Source organism: Pseudomonas sp. GD04015, assembly GCF_029837675.1.
Lineage (GTDB): Bacteria > Pseudomonadota > Gammaproteobacteria > Pseudomonadales > Pseudomonadaceae > Aquipseudomonas > Aquipseudomonas paralcaligenes.
The window spans coordinates 22,361-36,879 of sequence record NZ_JAOEEE010000008.1 but is presented as its reverse complement, the minus strand read 5'-3'; the positions used below and the strand labels follow the sequence as shown (position 1 = coordinate 36,879).

At 63.9% G+C, this 14,519-nt stretch carries 17 protein-coding genes; 6 read left to right on the top strand and 11 right to left on the bottom strand.

Translation table 11 applies throughout. The features are described from left to right. Window positions 1-11: 11 nt before the first annotated feature. From flgC to N7640_RS09155, 4 genes are all read right to left on the bottom strand, one after another. On the bottom strand, window positions 12-455 hold the full coding sequence (gene flgC, locus N7640_RS09170; protein WP_220813445.1) for a flagellar basal body rod protein FlgC: 444 nt from the start codon (window positions 453-455) through the stop codon (window positions 12-14). Between the two features lie 14 nt (window positions 456-469). Further along, entirely contained in the window at window positions 470-877 is a 408-nt protein-coding gene (gene flgB, locus N7640_RS09165; RefSeq protein ID WP_279902278.1) for a flagellar basal body rod protein FlgB, read from the bottom strand. A gap of 241 nt (window positions 878-1,118) precedes the next feature. After that, complete coding sequence (cheR, locus tag N7640_RS09160) at window positions 1,119-1,946, bottom strand: protein-glutamate O-methyltransferase CheR (RefSeq protein ID WP_279902279.1); 828 nt, start codon at window positions 1,944-1,946, stop codon at window positions 1,119-1,121. 43 nt (window positions 1,947-1,989) lie between these two features. Beyond that, window positions 1,990-2,922 carry a chemotaxis protein CheV gene (locus tag N7640_RS09155; protein WP_220813448.1) on the bottom strand — a complete coding sequence of 311 codons (933 nt, stop codon included), beginning with the start codon at window positions 2,920-2,922 and terminating at the stop codon, window positions 1,990-1,992. An 80-nt stretch (window positions 2,923-3,002) separates the two neighbouring features. On the opposite strand from N7640_RS09155, the gene flgA reads away from it, so the two are divergent. The 4 genes from flgA (at window position 3,003) to N7640_RS09135 (ending at window position 5,572) form a co-directional block, all read left to right on the top strand. Further along, window positions 3,003-3,761: a flagellar basal body P-ring formation chaperone FlgA gene (flgA, locus tag N7640_RS09150; protein WP_220813449.1), complete on the top strand. Its 759-nt coding sequence runs from the start codon at window positions 3,003-3,005 to the stop codon at window positions 3,759-3,761. A gap of 133 nt (window positions 3,762-3,894) precedes the next feature. After that, on the top strand, window positions 3,895-4,236 hold the full coding sequence (gene flgM, locus N7640_RS09145) for a flagellar biosynthesis anti-sigma factor FlgM (protein WP_279902280.1): 342 nt from the start codon (window positions 3,895-3,897) through the stop codon (window positions 4,234-4,236). A gap of 49 nt (window positions 4,237-4,285) precedes the next feature. Next, window positions 4,286-4,753 carry a flagellar export chaperone FlgN gene (gene flgN / locus N7640_RS09140; RefSeq protein WP_279902281.1) on the top strand — a complete coding sequence of 156 codons (468 nt, stop codon included), beginning with the start codon at window positions 4,286-4,288 and terminating at the stop codon, window positions 4,751-4,753. 24 nt (window positions 4,754-4,777) lie between these two features. Further along, complete coding sequence (locus N7640_RS09135; RefSeq protein WP_220813452.1) at window positions 4,778-5,572, top strand: flagellar brake protein; 795 nt, start codon at window positions 4,778-4,780, stop codon at window positions 5,570-5,572. Between the two features lie 31 nt (window positions 5,573-5,603). Here N7640_RS09135 and N7640_RS09130 read toward each other — a convergent pair whose 3' ends face one another. From N7640_RS09130 to N7640_RS09115, 4 genes are all read right to left on the bottom strand, one after another. Then, window positions 5,604-6,845, bottom strand: a complete 1,242-nt coding sequence (locus N7640_RS09130) for a glutamine synthetase family protein (protein WP_279902314.1) — start codon at window positions 6,843-6,845, stop codon at window positions 5,604-5,606. A gap of 177 nt (window positions 6,846-7,022) precedes the next feature. After that, window positions 7,023-7,259 (bottom strand): glutaredoxin family protein, encoded by a 237-nt coding sequence (locus tag N7640_RS09125; RefSeq protein ID WP_279902282.1) that lies wholly within the window; start codon window positions 7,257-7,259, stop codon window positions 7,023-7,025. Window positions 7,260-7,303: 44 nt separating this feature from the next. Further along, window positions 7,304-8,443 carry a DUF5610 domain-containing protein gene (locus tag N7640_RS09120; protein WP_279902283.1) on the bottom strand — a complete coding sequence of 380 codons (1,140 nt, stop codon included), beginning with the start codon at window positions 8,441-8,443 and terminating at the stop codon, window positions 7,304-7,306. Window positions 8,444-8,573: 130 nt separating this feature from the next. Further along, window positions 8,574-9,131, bottom strand: a complete 558-nt coding sequence (locus tag N7640_RS09115; RefSeq protein WP_279902284.1) for a TetR/AcrR family transcriptional regulator — start codon at window positions 9,129-9,131, stop codon at window positions 8,574-8,576. Window positions 9,132-9,326: 195 nt separating this feature from the next. Here N7640_RS09115 and N7640_RS09110 point away from each other — a divergent pair, with 195 nt between their 5' ends. Further along, on the top strand, window positions 9,327-10,184 hold the full coding sequence (locus tag N7640_RS09110) for an MBL fold metallo-hydrolase (protein WP_279902285.1): 858 nt from the start codon (window positions 9,327-9,329) through the stop codon (window positions 10,182-10,184). 103 nt (window positions 10,185-10,287) lie between these two features. After that, window positions 10,288-11,562 (top strand): OprD family porin, encoded by a 1,275-nt coding sequence (locus N7640_RS09105; protein ID WP_220813456.1) that lies wholly within the window; start codon window positions 10,288-10,290, stop codon window positions 11,560-11,562. Window positions 11,563-12,008: 446 nt separating this feature from the next. Here the strand turns inward: N7640_RS09105 and efp are convergent, their stop codons facing one another. The 3 genes from efp to N7640_RS09090 all read right to left on the bottom strand — a co-directional run bounded on the left by efp (window position 12,009) and on the right by N7640_RS09090 (window position 14,347). Then, window positions 12,009-12,584 (bottom strand): elongation factor P, encoded by a 576-nt coding sequence (gene efp / locus N7640_RS09100; protein ID WP_220813457.1) that lies wholly within the window; start codon window positions 12,582-12,584, stop codon window positions 12,009-12,011. A 34-nt stretch (window positions 12,585-12,618) separates the two neighbouring features. After that, the gene (gene earP / locus N7640_RS09095; RefSeq protein WP_279902286.1) at window positions 12,619-13,764 is read right to left on the bottom strand and encodes an elongation factor P maturation arginine rhamnosyltransferase EarP; all 1,146 of its coding nucleotides are present in this window, start codon (window positions 13,762-13,764) and stop codon (window positions 12,619-12,621) included. A 118-nt stretch (window positions 13,765-13,882) separates the two neighbouring features. Continuing rightward, window positions 13,883-14,347, bottom strand: coding sequence for a hypothetical protein (locus N7640_RS09090; RefSeq protein WP_220813459.1), 465 nt, complete (start codon window positions 14,345-14,347; stop codon window positions 13,883-13,885). Window positions 14,348-14,519 lie beyond the last annotated feature (172 nt).

The following is a 14,519-nucleotide window of genomic DNA, read 5'->3' as shown; positions in this document are numbered from 1 at the left end:
CGCTAACCGGATCACTGGCCCAGGGTCAGTACGCGCTGCATCATCTGCTTGGCGGTGTTCATCATTTCCACGTTGGTCTGGAAGGCACGACTGGCGGAAATCATGTCGGCCATCTCCTCGACCACGTTGACGTTCGGGTAGTACACGTAGCCCTTCTCGTCGGCCGCCGGATGGTTGGGCTCGTAGCGGGGCATCAGGCTGCTCTGGTCTTCCACCACGCCCAGCACCTGCACGCCACGACCGGGCTGGTCCTGGTCGGCGAACAGCGAGCCGCGGTCGCCGTCCATGGTCGACTCGAACACGGTGGCGAACACCGGGTGGCGCGCGCGGTAGGTCTGGTCGATGCTCGACGAAACGGTCTCGGCGTTGGCGATGTTGCTGGAAATGGTGTTCAGGCGAGTGCTCTGGGCGCTCATGCCGGTACCGGCGATGTTGAAGACACTGGAGAGTGACATGACTGGGATCTCCCTTATTCGCCGCGCAGGGCGCCGACAAGACCTTTGAATTTGCTGTTGAGCAGGGTGAAGCTGGCCTGGAACTGCACCGCGTTCTCGGCGTAGTTGGCCTGCTCCTGCTGCATGTCGACGCTGTTCTGGTCGATGGACGGATGGAACGGCGTGCGGTAGCGCAGCGCCGGGTCGGCCAACTGGATACCTTCGCTGGCGATGTGGCGGCTGTCGGTGCGGCTCATCTCGAACTGCTTGCCGCTCTGCTTCTCGCTCTGCTCCGCGAGCACGGCGGAGAAGTCCAGATCACGGGCCTTGTAATGCGGCGTGTCGGCATTGGCGATGTTGTTGGCCAGAACCTCGGCGCGTTGCGCGCGGAAGCCCAGGGCCGTTTCGTGAATGCCGAGTGCCTTTGCGAAGCTGATGCTCATGATCGGTAACCTCTGCCGTGTGGGCGTCGTGCCAAACACTCAGCAAAGGCTATGCCAACTCATACACCCCTTTATTTTCAAAGGCTTACTGAGTTCCTACTCAATCAAAGAACGGCAAGCGGCAAGAGTTTTCCGCTTCGCCCCTCCAGGCGGCAACCCCCGTTTGCCGCTTGCCATCCCGAAGGCGCAAACGAAAACGGGAGGCCGCTGGCCTCCCGTTTTTTTCACCTTCCGATGCGAATCACTTCACCTTGTAGATGATCCCCGGGCTGCACTGGACCATCTGATACAGATCGGGCAGGCCGTTCAGCGCCTCCGACGCCCCGAGGAACAGGTAGCCCCCCGGCTTGAGGGTGGCGTGGATGCGGGTGAGGATGTCCTTCTTCACATCGGCGGAGAAGTAGATCAGCACGTTACGGCAGAACACCACGTCGAACTTGCCAAGCACCGCATAGCTTTCCAGCAGGTTCAGGGCGCGGAACTCCACCCGGTTCTTGATCGCCGGCTTGACCGCCCAGCGCGCGGGTCCCTTGGCATCGAAGTAGCGCTGCAGGCGCTCCTGCGACAGACCGCGACCGATGGCCAGGCTGTCGTACTCGCCGGACTTGCAGTTCGCCAGCATGGAGCCGGAAAGGTCGGTGGCGACGATCTGCACCCCGGCCTTGAGCTGCCCGAGATTGGTCCGCTCGAACTCGTCGATGGTCATCGACAGCGAAAAGGGCTCCTGCCCCGAGGAGCAGGCGGCCGACCAGATGCGCAGGCGCTGATTGGGGTTGGCTTTGATCAGCTCCGGCAGCACCCGGTTCTTCATCACCTCGAACGGGTAGGTATCGCGAAACCACAGGGTCTCGTTGGTGGTCATGGCGTCCACCACCTGCTCGCGCAGCCCTCCGCGGGGCTGGGCCTGCATCTTCTGCACCAGCTCGCCGAGGGTCTTGATGCCCTGCTGCTCCATCAGCTTGTTGAGACGGCTGGAAACCAGGTACTGCTTGTTGCTTCCCAGCAGAATGCCGCAGGCCTTTTCCAGGAAGGTCCGGAATTGCTCGAAATCCAAATTGCCTGAAGACACTAATGCTGCCTCACCAAACATGATTCAACCGAGGGCCTAGCCCTCAGCCCCCATCGGCTACCCGGATGCGCTCGACGACGCGGGAGGCCAGTTCGTCCGGACGGAACTTCGCCAGGAAATCGTCCGCGCCGACCTTCTTCACCATCGCCTGGTTGAACACTCCGGAGAGCGAAGTATGCAGAATCACATGGAGGTTCTGCATCCTCGGATCGGAGCGAATCTCCGCCGTCAGGGTGTAGCCGTCCATCTCCGGCATCTCGATGTCGGAGATCAGCATGAGGAACTCCTGGGCGGGACTCTTGCCCTCCTCGACCATCTTGCGCAGGTAGTCGTAGGCCTGGCGACCGTCGTTGAGCGCCACCACTTCCACGCCGACGCTCTCGAGGCAGCGGGAAACCTGCTTGCGAGCCACGGAAGAGTCGTCGCAGATCAGCACGCGTTTGGACACCGCGCGGGCCTGGGTCTCCACGTCCACAACGCCCTCGGAGATCGACTCCGACATGGGCGCCACCTCGGCGAGGATCTTCTCCACGTCGATGATTTCCACCAGCTGCTTGTCCACCCGGGTGACCGCGGTGAGGTAGTGGTCACGGCCGGTGCCCTTGGGTGGCGGATGGATCTCCTCCCAGTTCATGTTGACGATGCGCTCCACCGAGCGCACCAGGAAACCCTGCACCTTGGTGTTGTACTCGGTGATGATCACGAAACTGTTGTGGATATCATCCAGCGCTGTTCTGCCGGTGGCCAGCGCCAGATCGAGAATCGGGATGGTGCCCCCACGGATATTCGCCACGCCGCGCACCACCCGGCTGGATTTGGGCATCACGGTGAGCTTGGGGCATTGCAGCACCTCCTTCACCTTGAACACGTTGATGCCATACAGCTGCGGACCGTCCAGACGGAACAGCAAGAGCTCGAGGCGGTTCTGCCCGACCAGTTGGGTACGCTGGTTAACCGAGTCCAATAGTCCGGCCATGCGCAGACTCCTTATCGTTCGTATCGCCGTACATTCTGCCAAAGCCTAGCAGGCGGCACGGGCCTTGCTTCGTGAGGTGCATGAACGCACTCACGACACTTTCCCGACGCATGATGGCCAAAAGCCCCTTTCTTGCCGGTGTTTTACCCGCTTTGGGCCTGTTCGGCTACAGCACGCTGCATGCTGCGCAGCTGACATTGCCCGAGGAGCTTATCGGCGCCACCGAAGGCTTTCTTGAATTCACCGTCGAGGATTATCTAGAGCGTAGCGAAATCCCCGCACGCCATGAAATCCAGGTCAACGCCCTCGACCCCCGGCTACGCCTGGCGGCCTGCGACAGCGATTTGACGCAACGCCTGGAGAGCCCCGCCCAGCCAGTGGGCCGGGTCACCGTGAGAGTCAGTTGCGAAGGAAGCACGCCCTGGACGGTCTTCGTCCCAGCCCAGGTACGAATCTTCCGACCGGTGGCGGTGCTGAAGACGCCGCTCAAGCGCGACAGCGTCGTGGGGCCCGCCGACATCGCGATGATTGAACAGGACATCGGCCTGCTGGGCAGGGGCTATATCGCCGACCCAGATCAGGCCATCGGCAGAAAAATGACGCGACCGCTGCAGGCGGACCAGGTGCTGACCCCGGCCATGCTGCAGCTGGCGGAAAGCGTGCGCCGCGGCGACCAGGTGGTGATTGCCGCGCGCGCCGGCGGTATCAATGTGCGGGTACAGGGCGAGGCCTTGTCCGCCGGCACGCTCGGCCAGCAGATCAGCGTACGCAACCTCAGCTCGCAGCGCGTGGTCAGAGCTCGTGTGATAGGCCCCGGGCAGGTCGAGGTGGAAATGTAGGCACGATTCTTGTAGCGCAAACTCCCGGCGATTTCCTACACTGTTAAACGACGCACACATTTGCGCCCTAAAGTTTCGACGGATACGGCCGACAACCCAGTCAAGCGTCCAGATACCGTCAGAGGTTCACAACATGGTTATCGACTTCAACCGGCTGAACAATGCCTCTTCTCCCGCCAACAGCGGGCGTACCGGCAATGCCCAGGCCAGCGGCCGCAACGAGGCCGTCAGCAGCACGCTGCCGAACGCACCCCAGGTTGCGAGCGAGCAGGCCACCGCCGGCAAAACCGGCGAGTCCGTGCAGCTCAGCCGCGAAGCCCAGCAGTTGCAGAAAGTGAGCGACAAGCTGCGTGACCTGCCGACCGTGGACAAAGAGCGCGTCGCGAAACTGAAGCAGGCCATCGCCGACGGCAGCTACCAGGTCGATGCCCAGCGCGTCGCCGGCAAGCTGCTCGACTTCGAATCCCAGCGCTAGTCCAAGGGCTGCGCTGGGGGTGTTGGACGCCCAATCCCCAGAGCCCGCGATGCAAAACGACGACCTGCTGCACCTGTTCATCGAAGATATCGGCACGGCCCAGCGCCTGCTTGAATTGATCGATACCGAATTCCAGGCCATGGGCGAGCGCGACCTGCCGCGCCTGGAACAGATCCTCGGCGAGAAACTACCCCTCCTCGGCTTGCTGGACCAGCACGGTACGGCTCGCGCCAGCCTGCTTTCCGCACAGCAACTGAGCGCCGATCGCGCCGGCCTGGAGACACTGGCCAGCCGCCGTGACGACGGCGCGGAACTGCTGGCCCGCAGCGAAGAGCTGAACCGGCTGCTGGAAAGTTGCCGCGACGCCAACCAGCGCAACGGGCGCCTGATCCGCGCCAACCAGGCATCGCTCAAGAGCGTGCTCGGGATTCTTCGTGGCGGAGAAACGCCCGGCCTCTATGACAGCCGCGGCGGCGCCGCTAGAATCGCGCAGCAACGCCCGCTCAGCCAGGCCTGAGCCATAACAACGAGCACAGGGGACATGCCGGCAATATGCCAGTATGCTAGTGCCGCAGTACCTGGAGAATGCCGGAACGTGTCCAACCCATTTCATGAGGATGACGGCCCACAGCCGCCGAAGGTGCTCACCGCGCCCTTGGAAATCATCGCCAACCTGCGCTTGCTGCAGCAGAGCCGTGATCCCCTCGTCGTCACTTTCAAGGACCGCAATCAGCGGTTTCAGAGCTATCTGGTCGAAGTCAATCGCGAACGCAGCGTGATCGCGCTGGATGAAATGGTCCCCAACGATGGCGAACGCTTCATGCAGAACGGCGAGCCGTTCCGCGTGGAAGGCTTCCATGAAGGCGTGCGCATCGCCTGGGACTGCGAAGACCCGGTGCAGATCGGCGAGCTGGAAGGTGCCCGCTGCTACTGGAGCCACATGCCGGAGCGCGTGACCTATCACCAGCGCCGCAACGCGTTCCGTGCCCAGCTCGCCCAGGGCCAGTTGGTCAATATCGAGCTTTCCGGCACCCGCCTCACGCCGGCCCTGAAAGGCCAGCTGCTGGATATCTCGGCCACCGGTTGCCGCATCCGTTTCCCGGGCGACGTCAGCAGCCGGCTGCATGCCGGGGAAGTCTACGAACGCTTCGCCGCCCAGCTGCCGATCGGCGCCATGACTCTCGCGGCGGAGCTGCGCCACGCCCACTACGTGGAGAAGGACAACATGACCTTCGCCGGGCTGCGCTTCCACCGCATGGGCGGCCTGGAGCAGCGCCAGGTCGAGCGCTTCGTCTATCAACTGCAGCGCGAGGCGCGCCGGGTCGAGGACGAATAGTTCCTAGCCGTCTTGGGGCGGCCGTCGCCCCTCAGATCTGATTGCCCAGCACACGCCTTTCCCAGGGCGTGATCTCGTCCAGATAGCTCATCAGTTCCATGCTCTTGCTGGCGCAATAGCCATCGACGAACTCGTCGCCGAACCACTGCCGCGCCAGCGCGCTGCCCTGCAGCTGCTGCAACGCCGCGTGGAGGGTGCATGGCAGGCTGAGCGCGGGCGGCACGTCGAACTCGCCCTGGATCGCAGCACTGGGCTCCAGTTCCTGACGCAGGCCATGCAGGCCGGCCGCCAGGCTGGCGGCGATGGCCAGGTAGGGATTGGCGTCGGCACCCGGCAGACGGTTCTCCACCCGCCTCGCCGCCGGCCCGCTGGCCGGAATGCGCAGGCCGGCGGCGCGGTTGTCGTGTGACCAGCAGGCATTGTTCGGTGACGCATAGGGATGGCACAGGCGCTGGTAGGAATTCACATGCGGCGCGAACAGCAGGGTGAAGTCCGCCAGCGCCGCCTGCTGGCCACCGATGAAGTGGAAGAAGGCCGGCGTCGCCTCGCCGTCTTCGGCACTGAAGATGTTCCGCCCGCTGCCCTGCTCCACCACGCTCTGGTGGATGTGCATGGAGCTGCCTGGCGTGTGCGGCAGCGGCTTGGCCATGCAGACCACGGCCAGGCCATGCTTGAGCCCGACTTCGCGCAGCAGGTGCTTGAACAGGAAAGTCTGGTCCGCCACCAGCAGCGGGTCGCCGTGCAGCAGGTTGATCTCGAACTGGCTCACGCCCATCTCGTGCATGAAGGTATCGCGGGGCAGGCCGAGCTCCGCCATGCAGCGATAGACCTCCTCGAAAAACGGTCGCAGGCCGTTACCCGATGACACGCTGAACGCGGAGCAGCCGCTCTCGCGGCTGCCATCCAGGCCCAGAGGAGGCCGGAACGGCTGGGTCGCATCGAGGTGGCGCTCGAAGACGAAGAATTCCAGTTCGGTGGCCACCACCGGCTGCCAGCCCCGTTCGGCATAGGCGGCGACGACCCGCTTGAGCAGGCCCCGGGTGGAAAGCCCGGAGCTGCGCCCATCCAGTTCGTCGGCATCGCAGATGGCCATGGCACGCGGCGACTCGCTCCAGGGCAGGCGGAACACCCTGTCCGCCGGAGCACTGAGCACCAGGTCGCCGTCATCGCTGCCGTAGAAGCGTGCCGGAGGGTAGCCGCCCATGATGCACTGCAGCAGCACGCCCCTCGCCAGTTGCAGACGGCGGCCTTCGAGAAAGCCCTCCGCGGTCATCACCTTGCCCCGAGGCACCCCGTTGAGGTCCGCGGTGACACATTCGATTTCGGCTATTCCGGTCAAGCGCTCTGCGAGCGTACTGCGGCCGTCGGGGATCATGACTGCTTATCCTTGTTGTCGATCCGTACAAAATACGCATCAGCCGTTCAGGATTTCAAGCAGAGTGGGGAAGATTCAACGCAGGAAGGCCACGACGCGGTCGGCGTCGAAGGGCCAGTCGAGTTCGGCGCCGGTGTCGGTGCGCAACAGCACGGGAATGCGCAGGCCGAACTCCTCGACCCAGTCCTCGCGCTCGGCGATGTCGATCAGCTCAACCAGCAGGCCGTGCTCGACAAGAGGCATCAGCACCCCTTCCGCCACCTCGCAGAGGTGGCAGCCGAGGGTGCCGAAAAGCTGGCATTCAGGTGGCATGGGAAAGCGCTCCGACCGAATCAGAGACGCAGTCTAGCACCCGCTCAGGCTTGTTCGGCCGGCGCCTTGCCGAGCATGCCCTGCAGGCCGTCCAGCAGACGGCTGTTGAGCTCCCTGGCCTTCTCCAGCAACGAGGTGTCGAAGCGCTCGTCGAGGCGGAAGCCGCCGTCCAGCAATTGTTCCAGCGTGCCCCTGGCGTCTTCCGACACCTTGTCAGCGGAGCGCAGCGCATCGAGCAGACCACGGGCGTAGTCGACCAGCGTGTCGTTCACCGCGCTAGCGGCCTGGCCACCCTGCTGGGCCACGGTACTGTAAGCATCGGTAGCCTGGCGCACGCTGGTCTGGGTCAGCTGGAGCGACATGGAGGCAAGCTGGGAGCCGTCCATCTTCAGCTGCATGGCACGGTCGAACGCGCCGCTCAGGTTGCCGGAGTAGAAGTCGCTGGAAATGTCCTGCACCTGCTTGAAGAGGTCCTCCAGGGCGGCACGCTCCTCGTCGTCCAGTTCGCCTTCGACCTGCACCTGCCAGGCACCGATCTGCATGCTGCCGGAACGGCTCTCGACCGAGCCGGTGGAGGTCTTGCCATCGCTGGCAAGCGTGGCGCTGTTCTGCGACCAGTTGGCCGAGGTGCTGGCGATGGAAATCTTCAGGCGATCGCCATCGCGGGTGGTGACCTCCATGTCGAAGGTCTCGGCCTGGGCGGCGAAACGCTCGCTGCGCGCGGCCACCGCGACAGCGTTGCCACCACTGGCCGGCGTCTTGGCAAGGTAGTCGGATTCGAGGCCTTTCAGGCCGTTCTGGATCTTTTCGTAGGTGGCGTCGATATCTTCCGCGACCTTGCCCTTGAGCACACCCATGCCATCGAGAATCTTGCGCGCCTCGGCGAAGCCCTTCTCCACCCCTTCGCGGGCCTGGGCCAGCAGGCCCTCGAGCTTGGAAGTATCGGCACCGGCCGCCGCCTCGCTCTTCAGACGCTGCTCGATGAAGCCGATGATCCGGTCGGCCACCTTGTCGGGCGTGAAGTCGTCGCGCTTGCCATCCAGCGCGCCGGGCTCCAGGCCCAGGCGGTTGGCCAGTCGATTGGCCAGGGTTCCCTGCGGGTCGACATGGCCGCGCGGATTGGCCAGGGTATTGATACCGGCGGGACGGGATTGCGACGGAGAGAGGGAAGCCAGAGTGTTCATGTCGGCGTACCAGGCAAAGAGAACTGCCTTTTTGACGGCAGCTTCCGGGAAAATTTGAGACAGAACCGACCAGTGGTTCTTCGGCGCATCTCCTATTCGGCGCGCCGAAGCCTGTTGCGTCACCGTCTTCTCAGGTACCAGCGGCTTTCAGCAGCACCTCGGCGGCGGCCTTGGCCTGCAGGGCCTGGTCGCCCGGTCCCTGGACGTGGGCCATGCTCAAGGCACCTTCGAGAAGGAATTGTAGCTGCATGGCCAGGACACCCGCCTGCGGAACCCGCAACGCCTCCAGCAGTTCGTGGAAATGCTCGGCAAAGGCCGTCTTGAACATGGCGGCCTGGCGATGGATGGGATGCATACGGTCGTGAAACTCCGCGGCCGCATGGATGAAGCTGCAACCACAGAAATCCTGCTGGTGAATCCAGGCATGCAGGCCGTCGAAGGTCAGCAGCAGCGCCTCCCGCGGTGGCCGGGCCGCGCGCAGCTGGGCGAGCCTCTCCAGCGTATCCCGCTCGCTCTCTTCGAGTACCGCGAGGATCAGCTCGTCCTTGGAGCGGAAGTGCTTGTACAGGGTCATCTTGGCCACCCCGGACTCCGCCAGGATGCGGTCGATACCGGTGGCGTGGTAACCCTCCCGGGCAAACAGATCCTGGGCGGTGCTGATCAATTGTTGGCGCTTGCTCGATGCCATCTGGTCCCTCCAAGTGGCGGACATTATGCGGGCGGCGGCGGCCACCACTCCAGGCAGAAAGATTTCGCTTGAAAATATACAGACCTGTCTGTCTAATTTCGAGACATACAGCGTGAACAAGGGCACGCGCATATCCGCCCCGCCCTAACCGACTACACAGACACTTATCCCTCTCCCGAGATTCGAGGTTCTCCTATGCGATCCCTCATCCTCTTCCTGCTCATCGCGCTGAGCAGCGCCGGCCAGGCCGCCGGCCTGCGCTTCGCGTTGGTCAAGACCGCCGAGACCGAGACCCGCGACGCCTTCACCATCGAGGGCGGCGCCTGGACCGAAAAGGCCATCGCCAACCACGTCGCCGTACTGATCGAACACCATGCTGCGACGCTGCTGCTCGACACCTCTCTCGGGCGTCAGGTGGACCAACAGTTCGAGTCCGAGATGCCCTGGTACGACAAACCGCTGCTGCGCTACGGCCAGGTCGCGCCGGTCCGCGACCAGCTGGATCGCGACGGGGTCCGGGTCGACCGCATCCTCCTCACCCACAGCCACTGGGACCATGCTTCCGGCCTGGCCGACTTCCCCGAGGTGCCGGTATGGGCGCCCTACGATGAAATCGCCTTCAGCCGCATCGCCGTTCCGCCGGCCGTGCTGCCCAGCCAGTTCGCCCACGACATACGCTGGGTGCCCTTCGATTTCGACGACGAGCCCTTCATGGGCTTCGAACGCAGCCTCGACCTGTTCGGCGACCGCAGCCTGGTCCTGGTGCCGATGGCCGGCCACACCCCGGGCTCGGTGGGCCTGTTCCTTACCCTGGATGACGGCCGGCGCTTCTTCTTCACCGGCGACACCAGTTGGCGCCTGGAGGGCTTCACCGGGCCGAAGGAAAAGTTCTGGATCAGCCGCAGGATGGTCGACGACGACCGCGACGCGACCCGCCAACAACTGCAGAAGGTGCACGCACTGATGCGCCAGGAACCGGCGCTGCTGGTGGTGCCGGCGCACGACGAAGCGGTCCAGAAGACACTGGGTTATTACCCGCACTGGATCGAATGACTCGACCAAGGTCTAGAAGCAGTAATTTTTGCGAAATGTTTTAGTCTTCAGGCTGCAACGAATTCGGACACACCGGATCGCCATCACCAGAGGAACAATAAGAATGAGCAAGTCCCCTCTCGCCCGCGGCGTGGCGCTCGCCGCCCTGGGCACCAGCCTCACCCTGCCCGGCCTGGCACAGGCGGCCTTCCTGGAAGACAGCAAGGCCACCCTTGAGCTTCGCAACTTCTACTTCAACCGAGACCTGCGCCAGGATTCCAACCCGACACCGGCCCAATCCAAGCAGGAAGAATGGGCACAAGGATTCCTGCTGCGCTACGAATCCGGCTTCACCGAAGGCACCGTCGGCTTCGGCCTCGACGCCATCGCCACCCTGGGCCTGAAACTGGACTCCGGCACCGATCGCAGCGGCAGCGGCCTGCTGCAACGCGACCGCGAGACCGGCCGCGCCCAGGACAGCTACGGCGACTTCGGCGCCACCGCCAAGGCCCGGATCTCCAAGAGCGTGCTCAAGGTCGGCACCCTGATGCCGAAGCTGCCGGTGGTGCAGGCCAACGACTCGCGCCTGCTGCCCCAGGTGTTCAGCGGCGGTGCACTGAACTCCGCTGAAATCGACGGCCTGACCTTCGATGCCGGCCGCCTCAAGCAGTACAACCTGCGTGACTCCTCGGACTACGAGGACATGCTGATGACCACCGGCGGTCGTCGCAACATCACCGGCGCCGCGGGCGTCACCGCCGACAAGTTCGACTTCGGCGGCCTGAGCTACAAGTGGAACGACAGCCTGACCACCAGCTACCACTACGGCGCCCTGGAAGACCTGTACAAGCAGCACTACCTGAACCTGGTGCACGTGCTGCCGATTGCCGACAAGCAGTCGCTGAAATCGGACATCCGCTGGGCCCGCTCCACCGACGACGGCAACACCAACGTCGACAACAAGGCCCTCAACGCCATGTTCACCTACAGCCTGGGCGGCCACGCCTTCGGCCTCGGCTACCAGAAGATGAGCGGCGACACCGGCTTCGCCTACATCAACGGCACCGACCCGTTCCTGGTGAACTACGTGCAGATTGGCGACTTCGCCAACAAGGACGAGAAATCCTGGCAGCTGCGCTACGACTACAACTTCGCCGCCATCGGCATCCCCGGCCTGACTTTCATGACCCGCTACCTCACCGGCGACGACGTGGACCTGGGCGCGGCCGGCAACGGCGGCAAGGAATGGGAACGCAACACGGACATCGGTTACGTCATCCAGGACGGCCCGCTGAAGAACCTCGGCGTCAAATGGCGCAACGCCACGGTCCGCTCCAATTTCGCCAACGACCTGGACGAGAACCGCCTGATCCTCAGCTACACCCTCTCGCTCTGGTAGGGAGGCAAGGCCATAAAACAGGCTATGTCCCCGTTAGATGTCGTAGTGCCCTGACCCCTTCTGGATCCCCGCCTGCGCGGGGATGACGAGGTAGGGGGGAATTGCTTCCGAAACCGTCATTCCCGCGCAGGCGGGAATCCAGGAGCAGGCAGCTGCAGCGTTCAGATAGCGGGGCTTGACCGCACAACGCGTAGGGTGGGTTAGCCGCTTGCCGGCGTAGCCCGCCGGCGGCGCCGCGGTCGATTGCGCGGGTACTGGTGGGTTGCCTGTGGCCTAACCCACCCCTACGGGGTCCTATTGATATTGCAGGCAGGCCGTTTCCGCAGGGCAGCTGCAACACGCAACGGGGACATAGCCATAAAAAAATCCGATGCCAGCATCTGACATCGGATTTTTTTGCGCCCTCGAAACGGCTCGCGCCGGAGGGCTTCCGCGTGACGCGAGGCTTAGGCCTGCGGCGCCTGGGTACGGCTCTTGTAGGAACCGTCACGGGTGTCGATCTCGATCCAGTCGTCGATGTTGCAGAAGTCGGCGACTTTCACTTCGGTGCCGTTGCGCAGCTTGGCCGGCTTCATCACCTTGCCGGAAGTGTCGCCACGGGCGGAGTTCTCGGTGTAGGTGATCTGGCGCACGATGGTGGTCGGCAGGTCCACGGAAATCACTTTGCCCTCGAAGAACACGGCTTCGCAGATGTCGGTCATGCCTTCTTCGATGAACGGCAGGACGCTTTCCAGGTCTTCGGCACGCAGCTCGTAGGAGTTGTACTCCGGGTCCATGAACACGTAGTCGTCACCGCTGATGTAGGACAGGGTCACTTCCTTGCGCTCGAGGATGACCGGCTCCATCTTGTCGTCGGCCTTGTAGACGGTCTCGGTCTTGGAACCGTTGATCAGGTTCTTCAGCTTCATCTTGACGATGGCGCTGTTACGGCCGGACTTGGTGAATTCGGCCTTCTGAATCAGCCACGGATGGCCATCGATCAGGGCCACACTGTTGGCCTTCATTTCTTGTGCGGTTTTCATACGAGTATCCGGGTTTGGATGGAGGTACAGATTTCTAGGCCGCGCATGATAGCCAATTTCGGTGAAACTGCACCAGCGCCGTGGCAAGATCGGGCTGAACGGCCAGCTCCCGGCGCCATTGCCGGGCATGTTCGGCGAGCGTCGCGGACTGCTGCTCCACCGCACTCCAGGCCGCGCCCATGTCACCCTGCCCGTTCCAGGCATGCCACCCGTTCCTCAGCGCCGACGCAGCCTCCGGCGACAACCCGTCGCAGTACAGATCGAGGAACGCATCCAGCTTTACCCAGTGGGCGCCCTCGTCCTGCTGGTAGATATGCCAGAGCATCGGCCTGCCGGCCCACTGGGCGCGCACGAAGGAATCCTCGCCGCGGACCGCGTTGAAATCGCAGCTCCAGAGCAGGCGATCGTAGTCGTCCTGACTGAGGAACGGCAGCAGATGCACCTGCAGGCTGCCGCGCAGCCAGCTGCCGCCTTCGCACAGGCTGTCGACACCCAGCCAGCGCCGCAGATCCCCCTCGATGCGCCCGCGCGGCACCATCAACTGGGTCAGCTCTGACTGGCGCGACAACACATCCAGCCAGCCGGCCAGACCCGGATTCTCGTAGGCGAACAAGGAAACGAGCCGGGCACCAGCCTGCAGTTCGATACCAAGACCGGCGAAGAACCGGCGCCGCGCATCGGCATCCTCCTGCCACTTCCCGCACTGCCGCAGCAGGTCCGCCTCACGCAGCAAGCCGCCGGTGTCTGCGGTAAAGCCGGGGAAGAAGAAGAACTTCTGCAGACCACCAGGCTGCGGCGACGGCAGGCCATGACAGCCGGCCACCCAATCCTCGGCGCTGAGATACTCGAGATTCAGCCAGAGCGGCCTGATGGAGCGTGCCGCCATCGCCGAGACGTAGCGGGTAGGCAGATTGCAGGCGAAGGCCTCGACCACCACATCCGCGACTTCCACCGGTGGAAACTCGACCAGCCAACGGCAGACCAGTACCCCACTCACCCGCTGGCTCGGCGACGCCGCATCCGCCTGTGGGCAGAGGCGCTGGAACGCTCCTGGCTCGTCCACCCATAGGCGCACATCCAGACCATGCTCGGCCACCAACTGGCGGGCCAGCCGCCAGGTCACGCCGATGTCGCCATAGTTGTCGACGACGTTGCAGAAGATGTCCCAGCGCATGGTCATGAGTCGATCCGGTTACCGCGGACGCAAGCCCTCCCCGACCATCCTCTCGGGGCGGCCTGGAGAACGAGCGATAACAAGGCGAGAGAGCCGGCCCGGCGAGCGCCGGGCCGGAGGGTCGTCAGTGGGCTACGCGGCTGGTGCCATCGACGGTCATGATGCGCACGCGCTCGCCGACGCGGAAGACTTCGTTCTGCTGCACTTCCTGGACGTAGGCGCGCAGGGTGCCGTCGTCCTCGCGCACGGTGATCTCGACACCCTGGGCACGGGTCAGCCCTTCTTCTGTTGCGGCGCCGAGCAGGCCGCCGGCGACCGCGCCGATCACCGCGGCGACGGCCGCGCCGCGACCACCACCCACACCGCTGCCGGCAACGCCGCCGATCACCGCACCGGCTCCCGCGCCCACCGGCGTCTTGGTGCCTTCGATCTTCACCGGGCGCAGCATCTCGATGGTGCCGAGACGCACGGTCTGCACCCGGCGCGCCTCGTCGCGGCTGTAGGAGTCGCCGCTGAGGTTGGAGGCGCAACCGCCCAGGGTGAGGCTCAGAGCGACGAGCGTGGCAGTCAACAGCTTGGATTCATACATGGGATTCTCTCCGAGTGAGGCGGTGCTAATTAGACAGCGCCTGCCGCCGTCTGTCACCCGCCAGGCCGTTGTCCGTGGCCTTTCCATAGTGTAGAGGCTGGGTGCGACATCGGGTCAGATTTCCAGTCGCCATAGGCTGGCGCAGGATGGCAGACCCTTTCGAGAATTTGCG

Coding starts and splice junctions, on each gene's coding strand:
- N7640_RS09155 (WP_220813448.1), bottom strand. CDS start 2,922: ATGGCCGGACTATTGGACTCGGTTAACCAGCGTACCCAACTGGTCGGG.
- N7640_RS09110 (WP_279902285.1), top strand. CDS start 9,327: ATGCGATCCCTCATCCTCTTCCTGCTCATCGCGCTGAGCAGCGCCGGC.
- N7640_RS09105 (WP_220813456.1), top strand. CDS start 10,288: ATGAGCAAGTCCCCTCTCGCCCGCGGCGTGGCGCTCGCCGCCCTGGGC.
- flgB (WP_279902278.1), bottom strand. CDS start 877: ATGAGCATCAGCTTCGCAAAGGCACTCGGCATTCACGAAACGGCCCTG.
- efp (WP_220813457.1), bottom strand. CDS start 12,584: ATGAAAACCGCACAAGAAATGAAGGCCAACAGTGTGGCCCTGATCGAT.
- earP (WP_279902286.1), bottom strand. CDS start 13,764: ATGACCATGCGCTGGGACATCTTCTGCAACGTCGTCGACAACTATGGC.
- N7640_RS09125 (WP_279902282.1), bottom strand. CDS start 7,259: ATGCCACCTGAATGCCAGCTTTTCGGCACCCTCGGCTGCCACCTCTGC.
- flgC (WP_220813445.1), bottom strand. CDS start 455: ATGTCACTCTCCAGTGTCTTCAACATCGCCGGTACCGGCATGAGCGCC.
- N7640_RS09115 (WP_279902284.1), bottom strand. CDS start 9,131: ATGGCATCGAGCAAGCGCCAACAATTGATCAGCACCGCCCAGGATCTG.
- flgA (WP_220813449.1), top strand. CDS start 3,003: ATGAACGCACTCACGACACTTTCCCGACGCATGATGGCCAAAAGCCCC.
- flgN (WP_279902281.1), top strand. CDS start 4,286: ATGCAAAACGACGACCTGCTGCACCTGTTCATCGAAGATATCGGCACG.
- N7640_RS09090 (WP_220813459.1), bottom strand. CDS start 14,347: ATGTATGAATCCAAGCTGTTGACTGCCACGCTCGTCGCTCTGAGCCTC.
- N7640_RS09135 (WP_220813452.1), top strand. CDS start 4,778: ATGCCGGCAATATGCCAGTATGCTAGTGCCGCAGTACCTGGAGAATGC.
- flgM (WP_279902280.1), top strand. CDS start 3,895: ATGGTTATCGACTTCAACCGGCTGAACAATGCCTCTTCTCCCGCCAAC.
- N7640_RS09120 (WP_279902283.1), bottom strand. CDS start 8,443: ATGAACACTCTGGCTTCCCTCTCTCCGTCGCAATCCCGTCCCGCCGGT.
- N7640_RS09130 (WP_279902314.1), bottom strand. CDS start 6,845: ATGACCGCGGAGGGCTTTCTCGAAGGCCGCCGTCTGCAACTGGCGAGG.